Origin of the sequence: Nonomuraea jiangxiensis, from assembly GCF_900099965.1 — a bacterium.
GTDB classification, from domain to species: Bacteria; Actinomycetota; Actinomycetes; order Streptosporangiales; family Streptosporangiaceae; genus Nonomuraea; species Nonomuraea jiangxiensis.
The window spans coordinates 13,139-38,945 of the sequence record NZ_FNDJ01000018.1; the positions used below are offsets into that span (position 1 = coordinate 13,139).

The 25,807-nt window shown below is 69.3% G+C and carries 29 protein-coding genes and 1 tRNA gene; 18 read left to right on the forward strand and 12 right to left on the reverse strand.

What is annotated here, in order from left to right:
* Window positions 1–74: 74 nt before the first annotated feature.
* Window positions 75–359 carry a hypothetical protein gene (locus BLS95_RS34200; RefSeq protein ID WP_090941135.1) on the forward strand — a complete coding sequence of 95 codons (285 nt, stop codon included), beginning with the start codon at window positions 75–77 and terminating at the stop codon, window positions 357–359.
* Window positions 360–605: 246 nt separating this feature from the next.
* Window positions 606–1,340 carry a GntR family transcriptional regulator gene (locus BLS95_RS34205; RefSeq protein ID WP_218136120.1) on the forward strand — a complete coding sequence of 245 codons (735 nt, stop codon included), beginning with the start codon at window positions 606–608 and terminating at the stop codon, window positions 1,338–1,340.
* On the opposite strand, the gene BLS95_RS34210 is transcribed toward BLS95_RS34205, so the two are convergent.
* A complete protein-coding gene (locus tag BLS95_RS34210; RefSeq protein WP_090941138.1) occupies window positions 1,325–1,705 on the reverse strand; it encodes a hypothetical protein in 381 nt (126 codons plus the stop codon). The two genes, BLS95_RS34205 and BLS95_RS34210, sit on opposite strands and share 16 nt — an antisense overlap.
* A gap of 417 nt (window positions 1,706–2,122) precedes the next feature.
* On the opposite strand from BLS95_RS34210, the gene BLS95_RS34215 reads away from it, so the two are divergent.
* The 3 genes from BLS95_RS34215 (at window position 2,123) to BLS95_RS57120 (ending at window position 4,134) form a co-directional block, all read left to right on the forward strand.
* Window positions 2,123–2,629 (forward strand): site-specific integrase, encoded by a 507-nt coding sequence (locus tag BLS95_RS34215; protein WP_245765459.1) that lies wholly within the window; start codon window positions 2,123–2,125, stop codon window positions 2,627–2,629.
* Window positions 2,518–2,751 carry a tyrosine-type recombinase/integrase gene (locus tag BLS95_RS58270; RefSeq protein WP_425434767.1) on the forward strand — a complete coding sequence of 78 codons (234 nt, stop codon included), beginning with the start codon at window positions 2,518–2,520 and terminating at the stop codon, window positions 2,749–2,751. Before BLS95_RS34215 ends, BLS95_RS58270 begins: the two co-directional genes overlap by 112 nt.
* Window positions 2,752–3,885: 1,134 nt before the next feature.
* Entirely contained in the window at window positions 3,886–4,134 is a 249-nt protein-coding gene (locus BLS95_RS57120) for a tyrosine-type recombinase/integrase (protein ID WP_218136121.1), read from the forward strand.
* A 163-nt stretch (window positions 4,135–4,297) separates the two neighbouring features.
* On the opposite strand, the gene BLS95_RS34225 is transcribed toward BLS95_RS57120, so the two are convergent.
* The 7 genes from BLS95_RS34225 to BLS95_RS34255 all read right to left on the reverse strand — a co-directional run bounded on the left by BLS95_RS34225 (window position 4,298) and on the right by BLS95_RS34255 (window position 7,663).
* Window positions 4,298–4,372 (reverse strand) — tRNA-Val (locus tag BLS95_RS34225).
* A 17-nt stretch (window positions 4,373–4,389) separates the two neighbouring features.
* Entirely contained in the window at window positions 4,390–5,340 is a 951-nt protein-coding gene (locus BLS95_RS34230; protein ID WP_245765461.1) for an ROK family protein, read from the reverse strand.
* 335 nt (window positions 5,341–5,675) lie between these two features.
* Window positions 5,676–6,011 (reverse strand): hypothetical protein, encoded by a 336-nt coding sequence (locus BLS95_RS34235; protein WP_090941144.1) that lies wholly within the window; start codon window positions 6,009–6,011, stop codon window positions 5,676–5,678.
* A gap of 15 nt (window positions 6,012–6,026) precedes the next feature.
* Window positions 6,027–6,485, reverse strand: coding sequence for a peroxiredoxin (locus BLS95_RS34240; protein WP_090941561.1), 459 nt, complete (start codon window positions 6,483–6,485; stop codon window positions 6,027–6,029).
* Between the two features lie 31 nt (window positions 6,486–6,516).
* Window positions 6,517–6,945, reverse strand: coding sequence for a DUF3052 domain-containing protein (locus tag BLS95_RS34245; protein WP_090941147.1), 429 nt, complete (start codon window positions 6,943–6,945; stop codon window positions 6,517–6,519).
* Window positions 6,946–7,063: 118 nt separating this feature from the next.
* Complete coding sequence (locus BLS95_RS34250; RefSeq protein ID WP_090941150.1) at window positions 7,064–7,471, reverse strand: secondary thiamine-phosphate synthase enzyme YjbQ; 408 nt, start codon at window positions 7,469–7,471, stop codon at window positions 7,064–7,066.
* A 9-nt stretch (window positions 7,472–7,480) separates the two neighbouring features.
* Window positions 7,481–7,663: a DUF1918 domain-containing protein gene (locus tag BLS95_RS34255; protein ID WP_090941153.1), complete on the reverse strand. Its 183-nt coding sequence runs from the start codon at window positions 7,661–7,663 to the stop codon at window positions 7,481–7,483.
* Between the two features lie 115 nt (window positions 7,664–7,778).
* Between BLS95_RS34255 and BLS95_RS34260 the strand changes: the two genes are divergently transcribed.
* The 5 genes from BLS95_RS34260 (at window position 7,779) to BLS95_RS34280 (ending at window position 15,334) form a co-directional block, all read left to right on the forward strand.
* Window positions 7,779–9,182 (forward strand): sensor histidine kinase, encoded by a 1,404-nt coding sequence (locus BLS95_RS34260; protein WP_090941156.1) that lies wholly within the window; start codon window positions 7,779–7,781, stop codon window positions 9,180–9,182.
* Window positions 9,179–9,832 (forward strand): response regulator, encoded by a 654-nt coding sequence (locus tag BLS95_RS34265; RefSeq protein ID WP_090941161.1) that lies wholly within the window; start codon window positions 9,179–9,181, stop codon window positions 9,830–9,832. The genes BLS95_RS34260 and BLS95_RS34265 overlap by 4 nt, the downstream gene beginning before the upstream one ends.
* A gap of 311 nt (window positions 9,833–10,143) precedes the next feature.
* The gene (aceE, locus tag BLS95_RS34270) at window positions 10,144–12,891 is read left to right on the forward strand and encodes a pyruvate dehydrogenase (acetyl-transferring), homodimeric type (RefSeq protein WP_090941164.1); all 2,748 of its coding nucleotides are present in this window, start codon (window positions 10,144–10,146) and stop codon (window positions 12,889–12,891) included.
* A gap of 184 nt (window positions 12,892–13,075) precedes the next feature.
* Window positions 13,076–14,575: an alpha/beta hydrolase gene (locus BLS95_RS34275; RefSeq protein WP_090941166.1), complete on the forward strand. Its 1,500-nt coding sequence runs from the start codon at window positions 13,076–13,078 to the stop codon at window positions 14,573–14,575.
* Between the two features lie 9 nt (window positions 14,576–14,584).
* Complete coding sequence (locus BLS95_RS34280) at window positions 14,585–15,334, forward strand: maleylpyruvate isomerase family mycothiol-dependent enzyme (protein WP_090941168.1); 750 nt, start codon at window positions 14,585–14,587, stop codon at window positions 15,332–15,334.
* A gap of 156 nt (window positions 15,335–15,490) precedes the next feature.
* Here the strand turns inward: BLS95_RS34280 and BLS95_RS34285 are convergent, their stop codons facing one another.
* The 3 genes from BLS95_RS34285 to BLS95_RS34295 all read right to left on the reverse strand — a co-directional run bounded on the left by BLS95_RS34285 (window position 15,491) and on the right by BLS95_RS34295 (window position 17,833).
* Entirely contained in the window at window positions 15,491–15,850 is a 360-nt protein-coding gene (locus BLS95_RS34285) for a VOC family protein (protein WP_090941171.1), read from the reverse strand.
* An 88-nt stretch (window positions 15,851–15,938) separates the two neighbouring features.
* Window positions 15,939–16,667 carry a helix-turn-helix transcriptional regulator gene (locus BLS95_RS34290; protein ID WP_090941174.1) on the reverse strand — a complete coding sequence of 243 codons (729 nt, stop codon included), beginning with the start codon at window positions 16,665–16,667 and terminating at the stop codon, window positions 15,939–15,941.
* 137 nt (window positions 16,668–16,804) lie between these two features.
* On the reverse strand, window positions 16,805–17,833 hold the full coding sequence (locus BLS95_RS34295; protein ID WP_090941177.1) for a PHP domain-containing protein: 1,029 nt from the start codon (window positions 17,831–17,833) through the stop codon (window positions 16,805–16,807).
* A 98-nt stretch (window positions 17,834–17,931) separates the two neighbouring features.
* Here BLS95_RS34295 and BLS95_RS34300 point away from each other — a divergent pair, with 98 nt between their 5' ends.
* The 8 genes from BLS95_RS34300 (at window position 17,932) to BLS95_RS34335 (ending at window position 24,768) form a co-directional block, all read left to right on the forward strand.
* Window positions 17,932–18,333 carry a hypothetical protein gene (locus BLS95_RS34300; RefSeq protein WP_090941180.1) on the forward strand — a complete coding sequence of 134 codons (402 nt, stop codon included), beginning with the start codon at window positions 17,932–17,934 and terminating at the stop codon, window positions 18,331–18,333.
* 3 nt (window positions 18,334–18,336) lie between these two features.
* Window positions 18,337–19,482, forward strand: coding sequence for a glutathionylspermidine synthase family protein (locus BLS95_RS34305; RefSeq protein ID WP_090941183.1), 1,146 nt, complete (start codon window positions 18,337–18,339; stop codon window positions 19,480–19,482).
* 59 nt (window positions 19,483–19,541) lie between these two features.
* Window positions 19,542–19,973, forward strand: coding sequence for a DUF350 domain-containing protein (locus tag BLS95_RS34310; protein WP_090941185.1), 432 nt, complete (start codon window positions 19,542–19,544; stop codon window positions 19,971–19,973).
* 88 nt (window positions 19,974–20,061) lie between these two features.
* Window positions 20,062–21,228, forward strand: a complete 1,167-nt coding sequence (locus tag BLS95_RS34315; RefSeq protein WP_090941188.1) for a PucR family transcriptional regulator — start codon at window positions 20,062–20,064, stop codon at window positions 21,226–21,228.
* Between the two features lie 94 nt (window positions 21,229–21,322).
* Window positions 21,323–22,219, forward strand: a complete 897-nt coding sequence (locus BLS95_RS34320) for an ACP S-malonyltransferase (protein ID WP_090941191.1) — start codon at window positions 21,323–21,325, stop codon at window positions 22,217–22,219.
* Window positions 22,216–23,172 carry a beta-ketoacyl-ACP synthase III gene (locus BLS95_RS34325; protein ID WP_090941194.1) on the forward strand — a complete coding sequence of 319 codons (957 nt, stop codon included), beginning with the start codon at window positions 22,216–22,218 and terminating at the stop codon, window positions 23,170–23,172. Before BLS95_RS34320 ends, BLS95_RS34325 begins: the two co-directional genes overlap by 4 nt.
* Before the next feature lie 87 nt (window positions 23,173–23,259).
* Complete coding sequence (locus tag BLS95_RS34330; protein ID WP_090941197.1) at window positions 23,260–23,499, forward strand: acyl carrier protein; 240 nt, start codon at window positions 23,260–23,262, stop codon at window positions 23,497–23,499.
* Between the two features lie 36 nt (window positions 23,500–23,535).
* A complete protein-coding gene (locus BLS95_RS34335; RefSeq protein ID WP_090941199.1) occupies window positions 23,536–24,768 on the forward strand; it encodes a beta-ketoacyl-[acyl-carrier-protein] synthase family protein in 1,233 nt (410 codons plus the stop codon).
* A gap of 533 nt (window positions 24,769–25,301) precedes the next feature.
* Here the strand turns inward: BLS95_RS34335 and BLS95_RS34340 are convergent.
* Entirely contained in the window at window positions 25,302–25,796 is a 495-nt protein-coding gene (locus BLS95_RS34340; protein ID WP_090941201.1) for a DUF3145 domain-containing protein, read from the reverse strand.
* Window positions 25,797–25,807: the final 11 nt, after the last annotated feature.

A 25,807-nucleotide genomic window follows, 5' to 3' on the forward strand; every position in this document is an offset into this window, starting at 1 on the left:
AGAGATCAGATCTCGAGTGAGGAGCGGGAGTGTCTCGACTGCCTCGGAGACGGCCGGGCCGAAGGGAGCGGAAGATGAACTCGATCATTCAAGCGGCGGAGAGCGGCTTCCCGCAGGGTCAGGAAGAGGGCGACATGCTCGTCCGGCTGCGTGACCAGCTCACGCGTGTCGGTGTCAACGCCGAGCTGCGGGATAACAACAGTGCGCTCATGGTGCACAAGCGTGAGCCGGGGATGCCGGTGTGGGTGTTCGTCGGGTACGGCGGGGCGTACTACTCCTGGCAGAACGCGGAGAGGCGGCATCCCACCAGTGATGTCGAGGGTACGGCGAACGTCCTGGCGGAGTACATCGCCAGGTGATGACGGGCGTGGCGGGGCAGGCGTGGTTTCTTCCGGAGGGGGTGGGGGCCGTGGCCTTGTCTCGTTGTGCCTCCCCGGCAGGCAGATGCAGTGACAGCCCCCGCGGCAGCCTTCCCAGCCCGGTCGCTGCGCTGCCTGCCGGATTACTCGTGTATGGCTTCCCGTTGTCGTCAACTACGTGGACAGTCGGCGACGAGCCGGATACGCCCAAACTTGGTAAAACAACCTGTCGGCTGTTGGACGGTCATGATGTCGCTTGAGTCCGTGCCGCCTAAGTATGCGCAGCTTGTGCAGACTCTCCAAAGGCGCATCGAGTCGGGAGAGTACCCGCCGGGCACGCTCCTCCCCAGCGAGAACCAGCTCATCCAGGAGTTCAGCGTCTCCCGTCCCACTGTGGTCGCCGCTCTGCGCGTGCTGCGTGAGCAAGGGTGGATCGAGTCCCAGCAGGGCAAGGGGCGCTTCGTGCGCGGGCGGCCAGCGATGGCCTCGGTGGAGCAGAAGCGTCCCGGGCAGGCATACCTCACCAAGGCGGAAGCCGACTCCACAGGTAAGGTCATCGAGGTGGGCGCGGTGGCCGTGCCGAATCGGGTTGCCGTCCTGCTTGACGTACGCCCCAAGAGCAAAGTGTTCGTACGGCGGCGACTGATCGCGCGCGATGGCGAGCCGACCGAGGTGGTGTCGCTCTGGCTGCCCTTGGAGCTGTCCGAAGGGACCGATCTCACCAGCGGTGAGCCGTTGCGGCAAGGCTTCCGGGAACATCTTCAGGCGCGCAAGGGCGTGCGCTTCGATCACATCGTGGAGCAGATCACCGCCCGCATGCCCTCGACCGACGAGGCCAAGCAACTGAGCATGCCCAAGAACGTCCCGATCCTGGTTGTCTTCGGCGCGGTCCGTGATGCCTCCGGCCGGCCTCTCGCCGTCGTGGAGGTTCTCCTGCCCGCCGACCGGCACGAGTTGGAGAACGCCTACCCGATCTCGTGAGGAACGACGACGACCTGTCCGTCGTCCTCGTAGATGATCCTGCCGGGGTCCACCGATTCGAGGCGTACGCATTCCACGTCGTGGGCGGCGAGGATCGCCAGGTATCCGGGCACCCTCTGCATGAGATGACCGGCTGAGAGCTTGAACCAGGCCGCGGCTCCCGGGTTGATGCTCCGGTCGTAGACCGTGGGGTCCACGGTGGCGGGATTGGTGAAGTTCGCCTCGTACCAGGCGTTGTTCTCGCGCCTGAACCGCTCCTCCGCATTGGACAGGCGCCCCTGCGCAGCCAGCCCGTTGACGAGACCGAACACGCCCGGGTACGTCCCTCGCCCGTTCGGTTTCGGGCTCTGGAACCTCACGTACATCGGTGTTCCTCCCGTGATCACCCTGCCTGGGGCGTTCTACCAGCTCCACTGGTTGGACACCAACTCACTTAGGCACTTGACCTAGCAAGCTACGGAGAGTTTCCGTCTAACGGACAAGTGGATCATCGAACGGACGAATCTCCGGCCTCGCGCCGTCGAGCTCTACAACGGACCGCTCAAGCGCTACATCCGCCCTCACCTGGGCGGCGTGCCCATCTGCAAGGTAGACACGGCTGCAATCCGTGAGTGGCGAGTCCTACTGCTCGGCAATGACGTCGGCCAGTCCGAGGTAGCCAAGGCCTACCGCTTCCTGCGGGCCGTTCTCATGACGGCGGCAGACGACCAGATAGCCCTCGCAATCCCTGCCGCATCCGGGGCGCCGGTGAGGAGAAGCCGGAGGAGCGTCCGGTCCTGACCGTGGCGAAGGTCTTCGAGCTGGCCGGCCTGATGCCTGAACGCCTGCGCGCCCTGGTCCTCCTCGCCACCTTCGCCAGCCTGCGTTGGGGCGAAGTGGCAGCCCTGCGGCGCCTGGACCTGGACCTGACCGCCCGGACTGTCAGCGTTCGGCCACAGCATGTCGAACTCGACACCGGCGAACTCCTCTTGGGCCCGCCCAAGTCCCGCGCGGGCGTCCGTACGATCGCCATCCCAGAAGCGATCATCCCGGCCCTCCGCGATCACCTCGACCAGTTCACCGACCCCGAACCCGACGCGCTGATCTTCACCGAATCACGAGGCGGCATCCTGCCCGCAGCAACTTCCGGCGCGCGTCCAAGTGGGGCAAGAGCACAAGGGAGATCGGTTTTCCAGGCCTGCATTTCCACGACCTCCGACACACCGGTAACACGATCGCCGCCAGTTCCGGCGCGAGCCTCAAAGATCTCATGCAGCGGATGGGACACGACTCCGTCCGTGCCGCGCTGATCTATCAACACAGCACAGCTGAAGCCGACCGCAAGATCGCCGATTCCATGAACGACAAGATCAACCAGAGCAACCCGGACGACGAAGGTGGATCTTCAGGAGTGCTCACCCGCGTGACCTAATGGCACGTTAATGGCACGACAGCCCCGTAGCATGATCGCTGCGGGGCTTCTCAATGCAGGTGGGCGGTACTGGGTTCGAACCAGTGACCCCTCGCTTGTAAGGGTGGTTATTCGATCACTGGAACTGGCGTTTCCGCTGTTCAGGTCCGCATTCGGTGTGCACCCATGTGCATAGTCGCGCTGTGGTGAGCGTCCCGGATGTCACTCAGTTTGTCACTCGACGATGATTTATAAGGAGGGTGGGATCACGGGATTCTGACGCTCCGAGACGTATCCGGGAGCGGTTCCATACCCACCCTCCTTGAGCTGCGGGCACTGAACGCTCTCAGACCAACTCCAACAACCTAGAGTTTAGATCTTGCGGTTTAAGCGCCACAAGGGATGCACCCTGGCCTGCCCGTATGCCGTCGTCCCACCCACGGGGTAGCGGGCCAGCCGCGGGGCTGCCCCGGCTGCGCGCCCGGTGTCAGGGCCGTGATGGAGCGGAGGCGGCCCCGCGACTGGTCTGCTAGGGCTTGCCCTGGGACGGCGGTAGGTGGGCAGGCTTCCACGGCAACCCGCTCAGACGGATAGGGACCGATCTTGGCTGCCCGGAGCCGGAGCGCCCCCGCCGGAGGCATGTAGTAAGGCCGGCCTCGTGACAGCGCACGCGTGCGCTGATGGCTCGCCCCCCGTGACCCGAGAAGTGCGCTCCCTGTGATCAGATCTGTACCGTCGCACGGCGGCCCACTTCGACTCGTCCGCGCCAGCCGTCCGGCGTTCTTTGCGCGCTGTCCGCCGGGAGCGGAGCGGGAGGCGGCGGCGTGCGCCGTGACGGCGGCGCGTGCGGCCCCTTGGGGCCGCCTTGACGTTGGCCCAGGCGGAAGATGTCTTGAAGGCCGCCGAGAGCGCCCACCCCCGCATCCGCGCCTACATCGTCGTCTCACTGCTGTCCGGAGCACGAACAGAGGAAGTGCGGGCACTTCAGTGGAGTCATGTGGTCGCATACGACGAGAAGACCCAAGCATGGCGATCAGTGGTCGAGGTCGGCTGGGACCACGACGAGTTCGCCTTGTATGTCTGGCGATCAGTTCGTAAGAAAGGTGAGACCAAAACTCCGAAGTCCCGACGCAGTCTCCACTCCCCAAACGCTGCGTGGACGCCCTGAAGGCTCACAAGGAAGCTCAGGACGGTGATCGCGAGTTGGTGTTCTCTACCCGGACCGGCTCAAAGATGGCCGCCCACAACGTCCGCCGCGACTTCCGGAAGGTGCTCGATAGCGCCAAGCTCATCGGCAAGAACTGGGCGCCCAGGGAGTTCCGACACAGGTTCGTCTCCCTGCTCTCGGATCATGACATCCCGATCGAGGACATCTCACGCCTGGTCGGACATTCAACACGGTAGTTACCGAGACGGTCTACCGGCAGCAGATACGACCAGTCATCCAAGAAGGCGCGACTGCGATGGACCGCATCTTCCCTGTAGCGGACGAGGCATAGCCGTTCAGCATGTCACCAAGTTTGTCACTCACACCCCGTTTCCAAGATCGGAAACGGGGCTTTTCCGCTGGTGGGCGGTACTGGGTTCGAACCAGTGACCCCTCGCTTGTAAGGCGAGTGCTCTACCGCTGAGCTAACCGCCCCTGATCGGCACTACACCTTACGACACCACAGGGGCCGATCGCACATCCACCGTCCAGCCCGGGCCGAGCTCGGGCCGGCCGGCCGCGCGCCAGCCCAGAAGGGCCGCGCCGAGCATGCCCGCGTCCACCCCCAGGGCCGCGGGGATCAGCGGGGGCGCGTCCCGCCAGACCAGGCGCTTGACCAGGCGCGTACGTACGGGGTCGAAGAGGGCGGGACCCGCTTCCGCCAGGCCGCCACCCAGGACGATCACCGAGGGATCGAGCAGCAGCGTGTACGTGGCCAGCGCCAGCGACAGCGCTTCCACGGCCTCGTCCCAGACCTCTATCGCGATCGGGTCGTCCGAGGACACCACCTCCTCCGCCTTGACGCCCTCCACCCCGGCGCGCTGGCTGTAGCGACGGCCCACCGAGGCGGCCGAGGCGTACGTCTCCAGGCAGCCCAGCTGCCCGCACACGCACTGCTCACCGTCGGGGAAGACGGGGGTGTGGCCGATCTCGCCGGCCCAGCCCGAGGAGCCGCCGTACGCCTCGCCGTTGATGATCGAGGCCCCGGCGATGCCCGTGCCGATGGGCAGGAACAGGAAGTCCGTCAGCCCCTTGCCCGCGCCGAGGATGCTCTCCGCCATGCCCCCGGTGCGTACGTCGTGGCCCAGCATCACGGGGATGTCCAGGGTGGTGAAGTCCGAGGCCGGGACGTGGTCCCAGCCCAGGTTCGCCGCGTAGACGGCCGCGGTCTCCGTCACCAGGCCCGGTACGGCCAGGCCCACGCCTGCCGGGGCTCCGTCGCCCGAGTCGGCCAGATGGCTGATGAAGTCGGAGATGGCGGCCACCACCGCCTCCGGGCCCTCCGCTCGGGGGGTCGGGCGCCGCTCGCTCAGCAGCACCGCGCCGGACTCGTTGACCAGGCCGCCCTTCATGGACGTGCCACCGACGTCGAGCGCGACGACGAACGAACTTATAGCGGACACGGAAGGAGACGATATCGCAGCTCAGCTGATGTCCGTAAAATTTCCGCCCGCCACCGGCGAAGGACTGTCCAGGGATCCCTCCCTGATCCACAAGTCGAACAGCCGGGGATCCAGCCATACGTCTGGTCAAGGTGCCGGTGCGGCTCGTCTGGTCAAGGTGCCGATGCGGGTCATCTGGTCAAGGTGCCGATGCATTCGTCGCCAGGCTCACGGTTGCCCGCCGTCACCGAGCCGTCCGCGCCAAAGCTGGAAGGAGCCGGAAAGGGGCTACGAAGGGCCAGGAAAGAAGCCGGGGAAGGAGCCGGGAAAGCACGGCGGGCCCCCGCAGGAGGCCCTCAGGCGCGGCCCAGGACCCGGTTGAGCGCTGCCTCCACCTCCGCCGACAATCCGGGCGCCGACGCCGGACGTGCGGCGGTCTCGGCGCGGTCCGTGGCGGCGGTGTCGTCTGAGCGCGCCAGCCGGACCGCCCCGCAGGACCGGCACTCCACTTCGCCCAGCCGGCAGATCAACGCGGTGGACCCGCAGGTCCCGCAGGAGTCGAGGTCGAGGTCGTGCAGCCGTTGACAGTCCGGGCAGATCAACACCTGTGCCTCGTCGCGCACCCCGCGCTGCCACGGGCTGGCGCCGCGCACCGGGTCGGTCTGCCTGGCCCCGCAGCGGTAGCAGGGCATCGTTCCCTCCGAAGGTCAAGAAATGTCGGCGAGTGCCTTCACGTAGTCGGCGACGTCGCGTGCCGAGGAGACCGGATGGACCACCGACCACCGGATCACGCCCTCGCCGTCGATGACGAAGGTCCCCCGAAGCGCGAACCCCTTCGCATCGTCAAAGACACCGTACGCCCGCGCGACCTGTCCGTGTGGCCAGAAATCAGAGAGCAGCGGAAACGTATAACCCTCGCGATCCGCCCAGGCACGATGGGTGAAGACGGAATCAACCGACACCGTCAGCACCTGCGCGTCGAGTGGCTGGTCACGCAGCGCGGACAGCTCGCTGTGACAGATCCCGCTGAAGGCCAGCGGGTAGAAGACCAGCACGACCTTGCCGCCCCGGAACCGGGACAGCCTCACCGGTGTACCGTGCTGGTCCTGCAGCTCGAAATCCGGAGCCTGGGCGCCGACCTCGGCAGGATGTGCGTTCACAGGCATCATCCTGCCGTACGGCAGGCGCTCGGGCTTCCTACCGGCGGCCCTTGGGCGTGACGAGCCTGGTGCCGGACCAATCGGGTGCGGCTGAGATGCTGCTGGTCTGCGAGAGACCCGCCGAAGCGGCATCCTCCCCTATGTCGCTCGGCTCCACGTGGCCTTCGCGCCCGGCCTTGGGAGTCAGCAGCCAGATCTGGCCGCCTTCGGCGAGTGCTCGCATGGCTTCGCTGAGCGCGTCGAACAGGTCCCCGTCCCCGTCGCGCCACCACAGCAGCACCACATCGACGACGTCGTCGCTCTCCTCATCCAGCAGCTCGTTACCGGTCAGGTCCTCGATGGAGTCGCGAAGTTCGTCGTCGACGTCCTCGTCCCAACCGATCTCCTGCACCACCTGACCCGGCTTGAGGCCGAGTCGTTCGGCCAGGCCGCGCTCGCCCTGCGCCTGACCCGCGGTCGCGCTCACGTTTATCCCTCCTGCTTGAGTGGCCCCGCTCTATGCGGTTTATCGCTTCGGCACAGTCCACACGCTGTGACCCTCAGTCGTCAACGGTCGCCACGGGTACGGCCGTAGTCGGCCAGAATCAACCAGACAAAAACGACAGGCGAACCTGACGTTGCGGGTTGTCGATGTTCAGATCCACGAGTGCGACCGATTGCCAGGTGCCCAACGCCATTCGCCCGCCCAGCACGGGGATGGTGGCGTACGGCGGGATCAACGCCGGCATGACGTGCGACCTGCCGTGGCCGCGCGAACCGTGGACATGACGCCAGCGGTCGTCGGCGGGCAGGAGGTCGCGCAGTGCGGCCACCAGGTCCTCGTCGCTGCCCGAGCCCAGCTCCAGCAGCGCGACGCCGGCGGTCGCGTGCGGCACGAAGACGTGCAGCAACCCGTCCTCCCCCTGCGCGCGCACGAAGTCGGCGCATTCGGCCGTGATGTCGTGCACCGTCTCTCGTGAACCCGTGGCCACAGAGATGATTTCGGATCTCACAGACGAATACTACTTTGGTAGGACGACAGCATCGGGGCCGGGAAACACCAGCCCAGTGTGCCCGTCGTCGAACCGCACCACGTAGGGGGGCCCGCCGTCGAGGCCCTGGACCTCCGTGATTACTCCGCCCCGGTCCCTTTCGCCCACGGTATTCCCGTGGACCAGGAGCCGGTCTCCAACCATCGCATTCATACCTCCACATTGGTACTCCGAAAGCCGGAGGAAAAGACCAAATCCCAAGTAGGGTGATTTTTTGCTCCCCCGCTCGGGGGAGGAAAAAAGATGACCAAAACGTTACGCTGCGCGGATGTCGCGTTTCGGACTCCGCGCCCGGATGGCGGCGTCCTATGTACTGGTCACCGCCACCGCGGTGCTGCTGGTCGAGGCCGTGGTCGTCGGCCTCTACCTGATCCCCCAGGCCAACGCCGTCGACCTGGCCGCCGTGCTCCAGGAGCAGGCGAGCAAGGACGCGAAGATGCTCAGCCTGGAGGTCGCCAGGGTGTCGGCCGCCGGCCCCGGCCGCTCCCCGAGCGAGCTGCTGGCCGCCGCGGCGCCCGGCAGGTCGACGCTCGTGGGCGGGGCCAGGCCGCCCGAGCCGGGTTACGCCATGCTGGAGGCCCTCGTCGACACCGGCGGCGTGATCGTGGCCGGCTCCGCCCCGGGGCTCTACGCCGCCGGCGACAGGCTGGACGTCCCGCTGCCCGGGCCGGACGGGGGCGGAGGCTCGTCCAGGACCAGGACGGGGCCGTCGACCTGGCATTTCAGCCCGGTGCTCGGCAGGAACCTGGAGATCCTCGGGTACGTCTACGTACAGGCTCCGGCGCAGACCGTGGTCAACGCGCCGACAGCGGAGTCGGTGGCGGGCCTGCTCGCCCCCGGGCTGCTGGTGCTGGCCCTGGCGATCCCGGTGGGGCTGGTCTTCGGCCTGCTCAGCACCCGCCGCCTGACCAGCAGGGTACGCGAGCTGGCGAACGTGACGACCGCCGTGGCCGCGGGTGACTTCCGGCCCCGGGTCCCGGTCACGGGCAACGACGAGGTCAGCGTTCTGGAACGCTCGTTCAACGTCATGACCGACCGGCTGGGCACGGCGGTGGAGGCCGCCCGGCTGGCGGCGCGTACCGAGGCCCGGCAGAGCGAGCGCGGCAGGATCGCCAGGGAGCTGCACGATTCCATCTCCCAGGACCTGTTCTCGCTGAGCCTGCTCGCCGGCGGCATGCGGCGGGCCGCGCCGGAGAGCCTGCGCGCGCAGGCCGCGTCGATGGAGCGGACGGCCGCCCGGGCGATGCGCGAGATGCGGGCGCTGCTGCTGGAGCTGCGGCCGGTCGCGCTGGAGGACGCGGGCCTGCTGCTCGCGCTGGAGGAGCTCTGCAACGCCTACCGGACGCGGCTCGGCGTGCGGGTGGAGGCCGACCTGGCGGACGTCACGCTGTCGCCGCAGGCCGAGCACGCGGTGCTCCGCCTCGTGCAGGAGGCGCTCGGCAACGCGGTCAAGCACGCCGATCCCACCCGCGTCGAGGTACGCCTGAGCCAGGACGGCGGCCCGGTCACCGTGGAGGTCGCGGACAACGGCCGGGGATTCGACCCGGCGGGCGTGGCCGGCAGGCACGGCATGGGCCTCGCCCTGATGCGCGAGCGGGTGACGGAGCTCGGCGGCCGATGGGAGATTCACAGTGACGGGAGCGGCACCACAGTGAGAGCGAGCCTGCCATGACGATCCGGGTCCTCATCGTCGACGATCATGAGGTGGTGCGCCAGGGCCTGCGGTTCGTCCTGGAGCAGGAGGAGGGCATCGAGGTCGCGGGCGAGAGCGGTGACGGGGCCGCGGCGCTGCGGGCCGTACGCGCGCTGCGGCCGGACGTGGTGCTGCTCGACCTGGTCATGCCCGTCATGGACGGGCTGGCGGTGCTGGAGAGGCTGCGCGCGGAGGAGGAGCGGCCGGAGGTGATCGTGCTGACGTCGTTCCTGGAGGAGGACAGGGTGGTGGACGCGATCCGGCTCGGCGCGCTGTCGTACCTGCCCAAGACCACCGCGGTCGACCAGGTGGTGGAGGCCGTACGCGCCGCGGCCCGCGGCGGCAGCGTCCTCGCGCCCGGGATCGCCGCGCTGCTGGTCAAGCAGGTACGCCAGGGCGGGCGCCCGCGCCCCCTGGACCCGCTGACCCCGAGGGAGCGGCAGGTGCTGGCCGCCGTGGCGCGGGGCCGGTCGAACTCCGAGATCGCCAGGGAGCTGGGCCTCGGCAGGGAGACGGTCAAGACCCACGTCTCCAGCGTCCTGGCCAAGCTCGGCCTGGCCGACCGCACCCAGGCCGCCATCTTCGCCCTCCAGCAGGGACTCGTCCCGCTCGACGAAGCCCTGGGGTGAACGGGGACCCACCGGGCCTGGGTGAGAACCTCCCTGTTCGGGGGAGGGGTGACGTACGGCGGCGACGCGGGCGCGGCAGGCCACGACATTCGAGCGAAATTTCGTCCGTTTTCCGGTCTTGTTAAATTGCTCCCGCGCTGTAGCCTTTGTGGCAATTCGTCCTACCATCGGTGGTCTAGGCCAGCAGGCAAGCCCCTGCCAGCAGGGACACTCTGGTTACTGGCTAGTAGAGATGCGTTTTCTACGAGTAGCGACCAGGATGGAAGGCGACCTAAGACCAGACATCAGTCATCCTCGGAAGGCGAGACCCAGTGGCTTCCGGACGCCAGCGTTTCTCGATCATCAGTGACGGCCTACCCAGCCAACTGCCTGATGTCGATCCCAGTGAGACCAACGAGTGGCTCGAGTCTCTCGACAACGTCGTCAAGACCGAAGGCCGCACCAGAGCCCGCTACCTGATGCTCCGCATGCTGGAAAGGGCGCGTGAGCACCAGGTCGGCGTGCCGGGCCTGCGCAGCACCGACTACATCAACACGATCCCGCCGGAGCGTGAGCCGTGGTTCCCGGGTGACGAGCACGTCGAGCGCCGCATCCGTGCCTACATCCGCTGGAACGCGGCCATCATGGTGTCCCGGGCCAACGCCCGCACCAACGTGGGCGGCCACATCGCCACCTATGCCTCGGCCGCCTCTCTCTACGAAGTGGGCTTCAACCACTTCTTCCGCGGCAAGGATCACGGCGAGTCGGGTGACCAGGTCTTCTTCCAGGGCCACGCCGCACCGGGGATCTACGCCAGGGCCTTCCTCGAAGGCCGGCTCAACGAGTCCCAGCTTGACGCGTTCCGCCAGGAGTTGTCGCACGGCTTCCGCGGCCTGCCCTCCTACCCGCACCCGCGGCTCATGCCGGAATTCTGGGAGTTCCCCACCGTCTCCATGGGTCTGGGGCCGATCGGCGCGATCTACCAGGCGCGGTTCAACCGCTACCTGCTCAACCGCCAGATCAAGGACACGAGCCGCAGCCACGTATGGGCGTTCCTGGGCGACGGCGAGATGGACGAGCCCGAGTCGCTCGGCGCCATCGGCCTGGCGGCCCGCGAGGAGCTCGACAACCTCACCTTCGTGATCAACTGCAACCTGCAGCGGCTCGACGGCCCGGTACGCGGCAACGGCAAGATCATCCAGGAGCTGGAGTCCTACTTCCGCGGCGCCGGCTGGAACGTCATCAAGGTCGTCTGGGGCCGCGACTGGGACCCGCTGCTCGCGGCCGACGTGGACGGCGTGCTGGTCAACCAGATGAACACCACGCCCGACGGCCAGTTCCAGACCTACTCCGTCGAGTCCGGCGAGTACATCCGGGAGCACTTCTTCGGCGGTGACCCGCGCCTGCGCAAGATGGCCGAGCACCTCACCGACGACGACATCCGCAAGCTGTCGCGCGGCGGCCACGACTACCGCAAGGTCTACGCGGCCTTCAAGGCGGCCCGCGAGCACGTCGGCCAGCCGACCGTGATCCTCGCCCAGACCATCAAGGGCTGGACGCTGGGCAAGGACTTCGAGGCGCGCAACGCCACGCACCAGATGAAAAAGCTCACCAAGGCCGAGCTCAAGGAGTTCCGCGACCGGCTCTACCTGCCGATCCCGGACTCGGCGCTGGAGGGCGACCTGCCGCCCTACTTCCACCCGGGCGAGAACGACCCCGAGATCCAGTACATGAAGGAGCGCCGCGCGGCCCTCGGCGGCGTGCTGCCCAAGCGGGTCATGCGCGCCAAGCCGGTCAAGCTGCCCGGCGACGAGGTCTACGGCACCTTCAGCAAGGGCTCGGGCAAGCAGCAGGTGGCCACCACGATGGCCTTCGTCCGGCTGCTGAAGGACCTCATGCGGGACAAGGAGATCGGCCACCGGTTCGTGCCGATCATCCCGGACGAGGCCCGCACCTTCGGCATGGACGCCATGTTCCCGACGGCGAAGATCTACTCGCCACACGGCCAGACCTACGAGGCCGTCGACAGGGAGTTGCTGCTGTCGTACAAGGAGGCCGTGCAGGGGCAGATCCTGCACGAGGGCATCAGCGAGTCGGGTTCGATGGCCTCGGCCATCGCGGCGGGCACCTCCTACGCCACGCACGGTGAGCACATGATCCCGATCTATATCTTCTACTCGATGTTCGGGTGGCAGCGCACCGGCGACCAGATGTGGCAGATGGGCGACCAGATGGGCCGCGGCTTCCTGCTGGGCGCCACCGCCGGCCGCACCACGCTCAACGGCGAGGGCCTGCAGCACGAGGACGGTCAGACGCCGCTCATCGCCTCGACCAACCCGGCCGCCGCCTCCTACGACCCGTCCTGGGCGTTCGAGCTGGCCCACATCGTCAAGGACGGCCTGCGCCGGATGTACGGCGACCAGCCCGAGGACGTCTTCTACTACCTGACCGTCTACAACGAGCCCTACCTGCAGCCGGCCCAGCCCGCGAACCTCGACGTGCCGGGGCTGCTCAAGGGCCTGTACAAGTTCGCCGACGGCCCTCAGACGCAGGGCCCGAAGGCCAACATCCTGTCCTCGGGCGTGGCGGGCCCGTGGGCCATGGAGGCGCAGCGGCTGCTGGCCGAGGACTGGGGCGTGTCGGCCGACGTGTGGTCGGCGACGTCGTGGTCCGAGCTCCGCCGCGAGGCCCTGGCCTGCGATGAGCACAACCTGCTCAACCCGGACGCCGAGCGGCGCGTCCCGTACGTGACGCAGGCGCTGTCGCAGGCGCGCGGGCCGTTCGTGGGCGTCAGCGACTACATGAAGGCCGTGCAGGACCAGATCGCGCAGTGGGTGCCGGGTGACTGGTCCTCGCTGGGCACCGACGGGTTCGGCCTGTCCGACACGCGCTCGGCGCTGCGCCGCCACTTCCACGTGGACGCGGCCTCGATCACGCTGGCCGTGCTGACCAGCCTGGTCAAGCGGGGCGAGCTCGACGGTGAGGTGCTGCGCGAGGCCATCGCCCGCTACCACCTCAAGAACGGCGTCACCGAGGCCGGCGGCGCCGAGAGCAACGACACGCAGTCGATGGGAGTCTGAGTCATCCGAAGCCGGCGCTCCCGCGAATGTTCTCCGCGGGAGCGCCGGCGTTTTCGGCCGCTCGCGTCGTTCAGGCTGTGAGGCGGCACGTTCAGGAGGGGTACGTGCCGCCTCACCCAGGTTTGGTGCGGGCTCACGTATTGTGGGCACTACTTCCCCCTGAGAACACGAGGGGAATTCTGTTATGCGACGCGTCCTAGCCGCCGCCCTGGTCGTGACGGCCGCCGGTTGCTCCACCGCACCCGCCGAGCCCGCCGCCGACGCCACCACCGCGCCCGAGCAGATCGCCTGGGGTCCGTGTACCGACCTCAAGCGTCCCGACGGCGCGCCGCCGGCCCGGCAGGACCCCTCCGTGCGGTGCGGGAAGCTGAGCGTGCCGCTGGACTACGCCAAGCCCGACGGCGACAAGCTGGAGTTGGCGCTCATCAAGCTGCCCGCCACCGACAAGGGCAAGCGGCTCGGCTCGATGGTGTTCAACTTCGGCGGTCCCGGCGCCTCCGGCGTCGACACGCTCGACCAGGCCGGCAAGATGCTCGCCACGCTGCGCACCCGCTACGACCTGATCAGCTTCGACCCGCGCGGGGTCGAGCGCAGCTCCGGAGTGCGCTGCGGCGACAGCGCCGAGCTGGAGGAGTTCACCTCGCTGGACACGTTGCCGTCCAACGAGGAGACGCACCGGGAGAGCGAGCAGGCCAACAAGCAGTTCGCCGCCCTGTGCCAGCAGGACTCCGGCAAGATCCTGCCCTTCGTCGGCACCGTGAACGCCGCCCGCGACATGGATCGCATCCGCGCCGCCGTGGGCGACCCCAAGCTCAACTACGTCGGCATGTCGTACGGCACCCAGCTCGGCGGCGTCTACGCCACCCTGTTCCCGCGCAACGTGGGCCGCATGGTGCTCGACGCGCCGCTCGACCCCACGGTCTCTTTCGAGCAGCGCACGCTGGCGCAGACCCGCGGGTTCCAGCAGGCCTACGAGAGCTTCCTGCGCTCGTGCGTCAAGGACGGCTCCTGCGCCGTCGGCAAGGACGTGGCCACCGCCAACGCGAACGTCGCCAAGCTGATGAACGACCTCGCCGCCAAGCCGCTGAAGGTCGGCAACCGCCAGCTGACCCAGGGGCTGGCCTCGACCGGCGTGGCCGCCGCCCTCTACTCCGAGCTGACCTGGCCGTTCCTAGAGCAGGCGCTCGGCGACACGCTCAAGGGCCGTGGCCAGGCGCTGATGTTCCTGGCCGACTCCTACACCGGGCGCAGCGAGAGCGGCACCTACTCCACGCAGATGACCAGTTTCCCGGCCATCACCTGCGTGGACACGGCCGAACGTCCCTCTGAGGCCGACCTGCGGCGCACCGAGGCGGCGGCGCTGAAGATCTCACCGCTGTTCGGCAGCGAGGGCTCGGGCGGGCTCTGCCGGGTGTGGCCGGTCAAGGGCAGCAACGAGGCGCGGCACGTGGACGCCACCGGGTCGGCGCCGATCGTGGTGGTGGGCGGCAAGGGCGACCCGGCCACGCCGTACGAGTGGGCGCCGCGGCTGACGTCGCAGCTCAAGACCGCGACGCTGGTGACGTACGAGGGCGAGGGGCACGGGGCGTACCTGTCGGGCAGCAAGTGCATCCGCGGCCTCGTGGACAGCTACCTGCTGGAGGGCAAAGTGCCCGGGAAGGGCGCCACCTGCCCGGCCGCCTAGGGTGGGCGCGTGACGATCGACTACCGAGCGCGGATCTCGCTCATCGAGCAGGAGACCGCACGCCTCGCCGCCCTGGCGGGCGACCTGTCCGTCCCGGTGCCCACGTGCCCGGGATGGACGATGGACGAGCTGGTCACTCATGTCGGCCGGCTGCACCGCTGGACGGTCCACGTGTTGCGCGAACGGGTCCAGGAGCGGATCTGGCCGGCCCGGATTCCCCTCGGCCTGGCCGAAGGAGGCAGCGTTGACGCCGGCTGGCTCGTGGCCGGGGCGGCGGAGCTGCTCGACACGCTGCGCGCCACCGATCCCGAGCTGGAGGTGTGGACCTGGGGCCCCGACCGGCGGGCGTCCTGGTGGCCCCGCCGGATGCTCTCCGAAATGGTGATCCACCGGGCCGACGCCGAGCTCGCACTCGGCATCGACCCGGTGGTCCCGGCGGAGATCGCGATCGACGTCATCGAGGACCATCTGCACAACCTGCCGTACGCCTCCTGGGTCACCCGGCCGCTGGCGGAGCTCGACGTGGAGGGGGCCACGATCCACCTCCACGCCACCGACGCCGCCGGGGAGTGGACCATCACGCAGGGTCCCGCCGGGAGGATCACCTGGGCCCGTGGCCACGACAAGGGCGACGCGGCCGTACGGGGCCCGGTGCGCGACCTGCTCCTGCTCCTCTACGGCCGGCTCTCTCCAGACCCGCTCACCGTGTACGGCGACCGCGACCTGCTGAACCGCTGGCTGACGACGGCCGCCCTCTGACCGCCCCCTCCATCCTGTCCGTGTGCCCGGCCCTGGACGCGCCGCCGCTCGGCGATCGGCGGCGTGTCCAGGGCATGGGGTGAACCGCTCCTCCGGAGCAGTCCGGTGGCGCGCCGGGGTCGGCGGGGAAGGTGCTCTCCCCGGCGCGCGACCTGCTCATCCCCTGCGGTGGAAGACGCCGAAGAGATTGCCCGACGCGTCACGCAGGTAGGCGAAGTCGGTGCCCGCACCGTCGTCGATCACCTTCGTGACCACCTTGCCGCCCAGCGACTCGCTCCTGGCGCAGGTCTCCTCGACGTCGGCCACCTGAACGTGGAACACGGCATGGCCGGGGAACTCGCCCTTGGTGTTGTAGAGTCCGCCGGCCGGCTGAGCGCCGCCCGGAAAACCGATCATCCGGTAGTCCATCGGCCCGTCGTCGCGGGTGAACTCCCACCCGAACAACCCGCCATAGAACCTCTCGGCACCGTCGGGGTCGTCGGTCGCGACCTCGAACCAGGTCACCGTGTTATCCATCGTCGCCTCCAAAATTTCGAACAAGACAACGATCTAACGTGTCGGCGACAACCCTATGTCGGTGTTTTCGATTGACTTTTCGAGCGTTTCAGTCCAGGAGGGTGCCGTGGACGATCATCTCGGGAACGTCGGGGGCGAAGCCTTCGAGCGGCCGGTCGGGGCAGCGCTCGGCGGTGACGACGGCGGCGGCGATGCGATCGAGGCGGAAGACCCGCACGTCCTCGCGCAGGCGGCACCAGGCGACCAGATACCAGAACCCGCCCCGGCCGCCCAGGAACACCCCCGGCTCGACGTCTCGTGAGGTCAGCGCGCCCTTGGCGTCGGCGTAATCGAGTCTGAGGACCCGGCGGCGGAGCAGGGCGTCCTCGATGGCCCGCGAGATGCCCTCCCCGCCCAGCGGCTGGATCCCGGCGCCCGGCTCGGGCGGCAGGTGAACGAGCTGCACCCGCCGCGCCAGCTCCCTGGCCAGCTCGCCCTCGGGCCCCGGCATCGCGGCCACCACCTTGCGTAAGGCGCTGCGGGCCTGCCGCCCGAACGGCTGGTCCCCGGCCCGGCTCAGCGCCAGCGCGATGGCCACCGCCTCGGCCGGGGTGAAGTTGAGCGGCGGGAGGGACATCTTCTTGTCGATGGCGTAACCGCCCTTGCGCCCCGGCTCCGCGTAGATCGGCACCCCCGACTCCTGTAACGCGGCGATGTCACGCTCGATGGTGCGCACGCTCACCTCGAACCGCTCGGCCAGCTCGCGGGCGGAGCGGCAGCGGGGTGAGATCGCGCGCAGGTCCTCGACGAGCGCGTAGAGCCGGTCGGTACGGTTCACAGTCGCGACGTTACGTCGCGCCACCGACAATCGTGCGGCACCCGCCGACCCCGCAACCCCCCTCTGTCCGCCCCGCCACCCTGCTGTCCCGGCTGAGCCACTACCTCACCCGCCCAGCCCGTCAGGCACGAGCCGGGTCACACCTCTCCCCGGGTCCACGCGAGGAGCCGGTCGAGCGGCCAGGTGTTCACGACCCGATCCGCCTCGATCCCGCACAGGGCCGTCCGCTCGCACCCGTACCGCTGCCAGTCGAGCTGCCCGGGCGCGTGCGCGTCCGAGTCGATCGCGAAGACGCACCCCATCTCGTACGCCAGCCGCATCAGCCGCTTCGGCGGATCGAGCCGGTCGGGCCGCGAGTTGACCTCCACCGCCACCCCGAACCGGCGGCAGGCCTCGAAGACCAGCTCCGCCTCGAAGGACGACTCCGGCCGCCGCGCCCCGCGCGCGCCCCCGGCCCGCACCACCCGCCCCGTGCAGTGCCCCAGCACGTCCACCAGCGGGTTGGCGATGGCGGTGACCATCCGGCGGGTCATGTCCTCGCTGTCCATGCGCAGCTGCGAGTGCGCGCTGGCCACCACCACGTCCAGCCGTTCCAGCAGCTCGGGCGACTGGTCGAGCGAGCCGTCCGGGTTGATGTCCACCTCGATGCCGGTCAGGACCCGGAACGGGGCCAGCCGCTCGTTCAGCTTGGCCACCACCTCCAGTTGCTGCTCCAGCCGCTCGGCCGGGAGCCCTCTGGCCACCTTCAGCCGGGGCGAGTGGTCGGTCAGCGCCCAGTATTCGTGCCCCAGAACGATGGCCGCCTCCGCCATCTCCTCGATCGGCGAGCCCCCGTCCGACCAGTCGGAATGGCTGTGCAGGTCGCCTTTCAGCGCGGCCCGCAGCTCCGCGGCGGCCGCGTCCAGCTGGACGCCCTCTGTCGCCCGCATCCTGCGCAAATATGTCGGAACCTCACCCGCCAGCGCTTCGTTGATCACGAGTGTGGTGACCTTACCGATGCCTGGCAGGTCGCCGAGTCCGCCCGTGCGGGACAGCCGCGCCAGTTCGTCCGGGGGCAGGTCGGCGACGACCGCGGCGGCGCGGCGGAAGGCCCGCACACGATAGGTGGGCTCTCCGGCGCGCTCCAGCAGGAAGGCGATCTCGCGCAAGGCCTCAACCGGTTCCATAAGCCGATTGATACCCCAAGGAAAGACAACAACCGACCATCATTGAACGGGGGGCGGGGCCGCCGATAGGCTGTTCGGCCCATGAAAGCAGGATCTTGATGCCCAATCCGCCGCACCACAACGACCAGCCGAAGCAGCCGCGAAAATCGTCCAAGGCCGTTCCGCTGACCATCGTCGGCGTCCTGTCCGTGATGCTGGTCGGGGCCTGGGTCATCGCCGAGAACGATGACGACGACGTCACCGCCGACTGTGTCATCCAATTAGCGGACGGCACCTACGAGGTCGTGGACGACGACTACTGCGACGATGACGACGACGGCTCCCACCACTACTACAGCGGTTCGCGCGGGGCGTACCACTGGTACTACGGCGGCACCAGGACCGGCAACACCGTGCACGGCGGCACCACCTACCGGCCGTCGGACACGAACATCACCACCCGCGCCGGCAAGCAGATCCAGCGCGGCGGCTTCGGCAGCCGCGGGAGCGGCGGGAGCTGACAGGTGCGCCGCGAGCATGGCACTCCCAGGCCTGGCTGGGAGAAGACGATCGAGGGCCATGGCCTGGCCTACCACCGCACCGCCCACCCGTCCGGGCTGCACCGGCCGTACTGGGACGAGTCCGTCCACTACGTCTTCTCGATGGACGAGGTCGAGGCGCTGGAGGAGCAGGTCGAGGAGCTGCACGGCATGTGCCTGCGCGCGGTCGAGCACGTGATCTCGACCCGGCGTTTCGCCGACTTCGCCATCCCCGAGTGGGCTTGGGAGGACGTGGCGCGCTCATGGGAGCGCCGCGACCCCCACGTGTACGCTCGCTTCGACCTGCGCTACGACGGCACCGGCCCGGCCAAGCTGCTGGAGTACAACGCCGACACCCCGACCTCCCTCGTGGAGTCGTCGGTCGTGCAGTGGTTCTGGCTAAAGGACGTCCACCCGGCCGACGACCAGTGGAACTCCCTGCACGAGCGGCTCATCGACCGCTGGCGCGAGCTGAGGCTGCCGCCGGGGCCGACACACTTCGCGTTCACCAACATGGACGAGTCGGGCGAGGAGGCCATGACGGTGGCCTACCTCCAGGACACCGCCGAGCAGGCCGGCCTGCAGACCATGGCCGTCGCCATGGAGGACATCGGCTGGGACTCGCTCAACCGCTGTTTCGTGGACGTCGAGGAGCGGATGATCCGCTCGGTGTTCAAGCTCTATCCGTGGGAGTGGATGCTGGGCGAGCCGTTCGGGCGGCACGCCGTACGGTACGCCACCTGGATCGAGCCGCTGTGGAAGACGCTGCTGTCCAACAAGGCCCTGCTGGCCGTGCTGTGGGAGCTCCATCCGGACCATCCCAGCCTGCTGCCCGCCTACCTCGACGGACCGCGCGACCTGACCTCCTACATCGCCAAGCCGCTGCTGGGCAGGGAGGGCGCCTCGATGCGCATCGTCACCCCCGAGGGCACCCAGGAGACCCCCGGCGCCTACGGCCAGGAGGGCTACGTCTACCAGGGCTTCGAGGCACTGCCCGTCTTCGAGGGGCAGCGTCCGGTGCTCGGCGCCTGGGTGGTCGCCGACGAGGCGGCCGGGCTGGGCATCCGGGAGACGACCGGCTTCATCACCGACGACACCTCCTCGTTCGTCCCGCACCGCATCGCCGACTGAGCCCCCTCCCGAGCTTCACCGAACCACCGACCCGCACAGCACCCCCGATTGGAACTGACGTGACCCTCATCGAAATCCTCGCCCGTGGCGCGGGCGCCATCGCCGCGTACGCCGCCGTCGGCGTGCTCCTGATGATCATCGGCTTCTACGTGATCGACTGGGCCACCCCCGGCAAGCTGAGCGAGGTCATCCGCAGCGAGCGCAACCCGAACGCCACCCTCCTGACCACCTCGGCCCTGGGCGCGGTCGGCCTGATCGTGGCCGCCTCCATCTGGTCCTCCGGCGGCCGGCTGACGGAGGGGCTGGCGGGCACCGCGGTCTTCGGCCTGGTGGGCATCGTGGTGCAGACCGTGGCGATGCTGCTGTTCGACCGGATCGTCGGCATCTCGGTCCGCGACCTGGTCAAGGAGCCCGAGCTGCAGCCGGGCGCGCGGCTGCTGGCCGTCACCCACCTGGCCATCGGCCTGATCACCGCCGTCGCCGTCATCTGAGCACCGCACCGGCCGCCGGGCGAGGCACGGCGACCACGCGGGGCCGCGGGGTTCAGCTCATCCGAACGAACCTGGCACTCTAGGAGACGTGACAGACCGGACCCGGGAGGACACCACCCGCAGGCTGGAGCGGGCCATGGGCTCGCTCGGCACGGCGGCGATGGCGCGCATGGACGAGCAGCTTCCATGGTTCCGCGCGCTCAGCGCCGAGGACCGGTCGTGGGTCGGACTCGTGGCCCAGGCCGGCATCGCGGCGTTCGTCGAGTGGTTCCAGCACGCCGGCAAGGACCGGCCCACGCCCAGCATCGAGTTCTTCGGCACGGCCCCGCGCGAGCTGAAGCGGTCGATCTCGCTGCAGCAGACCGTCGACATCGTCAGGGTCGTGGTCGAGGTGGTCGAGGCGCAGACGCACGAGCTGGCCGCGCCGGGCGGCGAGGACCAGCTCCAGCAGGCCATGCTGCGCTACACCCGCGACGTGGCCTTCGCCGCCGCCCACGTCTACGCCAGGGAGGCCGAGGCCAGGGGGTCGTGGGACGCCCGGCTGGAGGCGCTGATCGTGGACGCCCTCGTACGCGGCGAGGTGGACGACGGCCTGCACTCCTGGGCGGCCGCGCTCGGCTGGACCTCCTCCCCCGTGGTCGTCATCGCCGGCCACGCCCCCGAGGGCGACCCCCGGGCGGTCATCGACGGCCTACGGGAGAAGGGCCGCCGCATCGGCATGGACCTGCTGGCCGGGGTTCAGGCCGACCGGCTGATCGTGATCGTCGGCGGCGCCGATAGCGTCAACGACGCGGCCAGGCAGGTCGTGGCCCGCTTCGGCGTGGGCCCCATCGTCATCGGCCCCGAGGTCGCCGACCTGCACGCCGCCGCCAGCTCCGCCAGGGCGGCGCTGGCCGGGCTGAAGGCCTCCGCCGGCTGGCCGGACGCGCCCCGCCCGGTGCACTCCGAGGACCTGCTGGCCGAGCGGGCGCTCGACGGTGACGTCGACGCCAGGGAGCAGCTCATCGAGAACGTCTACCTGCCGCTCGCCGGCACGCCGCTGCTCGACACGCTGGCCACCTACCTGGAGCAGGGCACCTCGCTGGAGGCGACGGCGCGGTTGCTGTTCGTCCACCCCAACACGGTCCGCTACCGCCTGAAGAAGATCACCGAACTGACCGGCTACCAGCCCACGGAGGGCCGCTCGGCCTTCACGCTGCAGGTCGGCCTGATCCTCGGCAGGCTCTCCGAAACCGCCGTTACCTGGCCCGCCTGAAATCCCCACTGTAGGTTCCCCACAAAACAGCCGCCACAAAGTGTGTACGGATCTCCATCCGCGTGTCGGAGTTCTACAGGGCAAGGTGGAATTTGTGCTTGTACTCGTCGCTCCGGGCCAAGGCGCCCAAACACCAGGTTTCCTGACTCCCTGGCTAGAGCTGCCCGGTGTGGCCGACAGGATCGGCGCCTGGTCGGAGGTCGTCGGGCTGGACCTGATCGCCTTCGGCACGACCGCCGGTGCCGACGAGATCCGTGACACCGCCGTCGCCCAGCCGCTGCTCGTGGCAGCCGCACTGGCCTCGGCGGAGGTGCTCGGCCTGACGCCCGACGTGGTCGCAGGCCACAGCGTGGGCGAGTTCGCCGCCGCCGCGCTCGCCGGGGTGCTCACCCCGGAGGAGGCGCTCGGCCTCGTACGCGACAGGGCCCAGGCCATGGCCAAGGCCGCCGCCGTCACCGAGACCGGCATGACCGCCGTGCTCGGCGGGGTCGAGGAGGAAGTGCTGGCCGCCATCGAGCGGCACGGCCTGACCCCCGCCAACGTCAACGGCGCCGGCCAGATCGTCGCGGGCGGCACGATGGAGCAGCTCGCGGCGTTCAAGGAGGACGCGCCGGCCCGGGCCCGGCTCATCCCGCTCTCCGTGGCGGGCGCGTTCCACACCGACCACATGGCCCTGGCGGTGGAGAGCCTGCGGGAGGCGGCCCGGCACGTCGTGCCGTCCGACCCGCGGATCACGCTGCTGTCCAACGCCGACGGCAAGGCCGTCACCTCCGGCACCGAGTTCCTCGAAAGCCTGGTCAAGCAGGTCAGCAGCCCCGTCAGATGGGGCGCCTGCATGGAGACCATGGCCGAGCTCGGGGTCACCGAGATGATCGAGCTGCTGCCCGGCGGCACACTGACCGGCCTGGCCAAGCGCGGCCTGCGCGGCGTGCGGACCGCGGCCCTGAAGACACCAGACGACCTTGACGCGGCCAGGGAGTTGAACAAGTGAGGATCCCGGACATCGCCCCCGGCGGCCGAGTGCTGGCCCTGGGCCACTACCAACCGCCGAACATCGTCACCAATGACGATCTGACCAAGACCATGGACACCAGCGACGAGTGGATCCAGTCCAGGGTCGGCATCCAGCAGCGCAGAGTCGCGGGCAAGGAAGAGTCCGTCGAGGACATGGCCACCATCGCCGGCGGTAAGGCGCTGGCGGCGAGCGGCCTGTCGCCCGATGAGGTCGACCTGGTCATCGTGGCCACCTGCACGCTGGAGTCCCAGATCCCCAACGCCTCCGCCGTCGTCGCCCACCGCCTCGGCATCAACTCGCCGGGCGCCTTCGACGTGAACGCCGCCTGCGCCGGGTTCTGCTACGCGCTCGCCACCGCCAGCGCCGCCGTTCGCGCGGGCTCGGCCAGAAACGTGCTGGTCATCGGCGCGGAGAAGCTGTCGCAGTGGGTCGACTGGACCGACCGGTCCACTGCGGTGATCTTCGCCGACGGCGCGGGCGCCGCGGTGGTGGGCCCCTCCGACACGCCCGGCATCGGCCCGGTGGTGTGGGGCAGCGCCGGCGACAAGTCCGAGGCGATCAGCATCGAGGACCGCACGTCCTTCCTCTACCAGGAGGGCCAGACCGTCTTCCGCTGGGCCACCACCGCGCTGCACCCGGTGGCTCTCGAAGCCTGCAGCCGCGCGGGGGTGGACCCCTCGGAGCTGGCGGCCTTCGTGCCGCACCAGGCCAACCTGCGCATCATCGAGGCCATCGCCCGCAAGCTCGGCGCCGACAAGGCCGTCGTCGCCCGTGACATCGTCACCGCCGGCAACACCTCGGCCGCCTCCATCCCGCTGGCGCTCTCGCGCATGCTGGAGCGCGGCGAGGTCCGCTCCGGCGGCCTCGCGCTGGTGCTCGGCTTCGGCGCGGGCCTCACCTACGCGGGCCAGGTCATCGAGATCCCCTGACATCCGATACGGTTGCCCGCCGTACCGATCAGAGCTTGTGCGGCCCGACCGCACAGAAACCAGAAAACCAGAAGGAGAAATAGCGACATGGCCGCCACCGAGCAGGACATCCTCGAAAGCGTCAGCAAGATCATCAACGAGATCACCGGCATCCCGGCCTCCGAGGTGACTCCCGAGAAGAGCTTCGTGGACGACCTCGACATCGACTCCCTGTCCATGGTCGAGATCGCCGTGGCCGCCCAGGACGAGTTCGGCGTCGAGATCCCCGACGACCAGCTGAAGAACCTGAAGACGGTCAAGGACGTCCTCAACTTCATCCAGAACTGAAACACCCCTCAGCCTGACCTAGTTAGGAGCGCGAACGTGAGTGCGAACCGGGTACGTGTCGTCGTCACCGGGCTTGGCGCGACGACGCCCGTCGGTGGAGACGTCACCTCGACCTGGACGGCGCTCCTCGCCGGTCAGTCGGGTGTCGAGACCCTGACCACGGACTGGATCGACACCGTCCCCGTGAAGTTCGCGGGGACGGCCGCGGTCGACCCGACCGAGGTCCTCCCGGCGCCGGAGGCGCGCCGCCTCGACCGCAGCGAGCAGCTCGCGCTGGTCGCCGCGCGGGAGGCCTGGCAGGACGCCGGCGCCCCCGAGGTGGCGCCCGAGCGGCTCGGGGTGGTGGTCTCCAGCGGCATCGGCGGCATCTCGACCACGCTGAGCGCCTACGACACCTACCGGCAGCGCGGCTGGAACCGGCTCTCGCCGTTCACCGTGCCGATGCTCATGCCCAACGGCCCGGCCGCCTGGATCGGGATCGACCTGGGCGCCCAGGCGGGCGTGCACGCCACCGTGTCGGCGTGCGCCTCCGGGGCCGAGGCCATCGGCCACGCGATGGACATGATCAGGTCCGGCCGGGCCGACGTGGTGGTCGCCGGTGGCACCGAGGCCGCCATCCACGGCCTCAACATGGCCGCCTTCGCCGCCGCGCGGGCCATGTCCAAGCGCAACGAGGACCCGCAGGGGGCCTCCAGGCCGTGGGACCGCGGCCGGGACGGGTTCGTGCTCGGCGAGGGGGCGGGCATCGTCGTCCTGGAGTCCGAGGAATACGCCAGGGCCCGTGGCGCGCGGATCTACGCCTACGCCGCCGGTGTCGGCTTCTCCGCCGACGCCCACCACATCACCCAGCCCGAGCCCGAGGGCCGGGGCATCATCATGGCGATGACGCAGGCGCTCAACGACGCCGACGTCTCCGGCCTGGACGTCAAGCACCTCAACGCGCACGCCACCTCCACCCCCGCAGGTGACGTCGTCGAGGTGCAGGCGGTGGCCAAGGCCATCGGCACGCACCCGCTCGTCACCTCGACCAAGTCGATGACCGGCCACCTGCTGGGCGGCGCGGGCGGCATCGAGTCCGTCTTCACGATCAAGGCGCTGCAGGACCGGATCGTCCCCGCCACGATCAACATAGACGACCTCGATGACGGCATCGAGGTGGACCTCGTCCACGGCTCGAACCGGGCGCTGCCGGACGGCGACATCGCCGCGGTCAACAACTCGTTCGGGTTCGGCGGGCACAACGCGACCGTGGTGTTCAAGTCGGCGTGAAGCCCGGCCAGGGCTCCCCGCACCTGTGCGGTTGACGGTCGCTTCCTCGAGCTGCCGGCAACATCGTCCACGCTGACCACGTGGCCGTCCGAGAACGGGTGCCGGTCTTCGGACCCGGCACTCCGGCGGTGCGCGACTCGCCAAAGGCGTCGAGTCGCAGCACGCCGCCGGCCGGGTGCCCGCCGCCATGATCTGGTCGACGGCTGTCCCGACGCCACGCCGCCGAGAAAGTCACCCGTCCGTACACATGTATGACGCGCCCTGGGGGCCATTGGTTGTCCCCGGGCGGCGGCATCCCCCTCTGATCTTCTGACCAGGCCCCGCGCCGACGCCGGCGGGGGGCCTTTCGCATGCTCACCCGTGCCCCTCCTGCCGAAAGCCCCGCGCCGGCGTCGGCGCGGGGCTGTGACGAGGTCCGGGGCTCCTGCGGCGGAGCCCCTGGTGGGAGGAGGTGGCGGAGGGCGGGACGCGGGCGTCGGACGGCTTTGTGGGGCCGGTGGCGGCGGCGTGGGGCCGGTGGGGCGGGCGGGGCCTCAGACGGCGGCGTGGAGCCAGCGGACCGGGGCGCCGTCGCCGGCGTAGCGGAAGGGCTCCAGCTCCTCGTCCCACGGCCGGCCGAGCATCTTGTCCAGCTCGTCCTCCAGCACGCACCGCCCCTGCGCGGCGGCCAGCATCGCGGTGCGCAGCCGGTCCTCGGGGATCATGATGTCGCCGCCGGCGCCGATCACCGCCGTGAAGGCGCCCAGCGTCGGCGTGTAGGCGTGCCGGGAGCCGTCCACCCCCGGCGAGGCGTCCTCGGTGATCTCGAACCTGAGTCGTTGCCAGCCCATGAGCGACGAGGTGATGGCCGCGGCGATGCCCGGGCGGCCCTCCCACTCCGCCTGCGCCCGTACGACGTTGGGCGCGGCGGGTTGCGGAGTCCACGTCAGATCTACGGGCACGCCAAGGACACCCGCGACTGCCCATTCGATATGTGGGCACAGCGCGGGCTGAGCCGAGTGGACGTAAAGGACGCCACGAGCAGACACCGGACCTCCCG

Excerpts from the sequence above, each read along its gene's own strand:
- BLS95_RS34240 (WP_090941561.1), bottom strand. The coding sequence starts at position 6,485 with ATGCCTGTGAACGCACATCCTGCCGAGGTCGGCGCCCAGGCTCCGGAT.
- BLS95_RS34205 (WP_218136120.1), top strand. The coding sequence starts at position 606 with ATGATGTCGCTTGAGTCCGTGCCGCCTAAGTATGCGCAGCTTGTGCAG.
- BLS95_RS34260 (WP_090941156.1), top strand. The coding sequence starts at position 7,779 with ATGTCGCGTTTCGGACTCCGCGCCCGGATGGCGGCGTCCTATGTACTG.
- BLS95_RS34330 (WP_090941197.1), top strand. The coding sequence starts at position 23,260 with ATGGCCGCCACCGAGCAGGACATCCTCGAAAGCGTCAGCAAGATCATC.
- BLS95_RS34275 (WP_090941166.1), top strand. The coding sequence starts at position 13,076 with ATGCGACGCGTCCTAGCCGCCGCCCTGGTCGTGACGGCCGCCGGTTGC.
- BLS95_RS34255 (WP_090941153.1), bottom strand. The coding sequence starts at position 7,663 with ATGAATGCGATGGTTGGAGACCGGCTCCTGGTCCACGGGAATACCGTG.
- BLS95_RS34200 (WP_090941135.1), top strand. The coding sequence starts at position 75 with ATGAACTCGATCATTCAAGCGGCGGAGAGCGGCTTCCCGCAGGGTCAG.
- BLS95_RS34235 (WP_090941144.1), bottom strand. The coding sequence starts at position 6,011 with ATGCCCTGCTACCGCTGCGGGGCCAGGCAGACCGACCCGGTGCGCGGC.
- BLS95_RS34295 (WP_090941177.1), bottom strand. The coding sequence starts at position 17,833 with ATGGAACCGGTTGAGGCCTTGCGCGAGATCGCCTTCCTGCTGGAGCGC.
- BLS95_RS34265 (WP_090941161.1), top strand. The coding sequence starts at position 9,179 with ATGACGATCCGGGTCCTCATCGTCGACGATCATGAGGTGGTGCGCCAG.
- BLS95_RS34285 (WP_090941171.1), bottom strand. The coding sequence starts at position 15,850 with ATGGATAACACGGTGACCTGGTTCGAGGTCGCGACCGACGACCCCGAC.
- BLS95_RS34300 (WP_090941180.1), top strand. The coding sequence starts at position 17,932 with ATGCCCAATCCGCCGCACCACAACGACCAGCCGAAGCAGCCGCGAAAA.
- BLS95_RS34210 (WP_090941138.1), bottom strand. The coding sequence starts at position 1,705 with ATGTACGTGAGGTTCCAGAGCCCGAAACCGAACGGGCGAGGGACGTAC.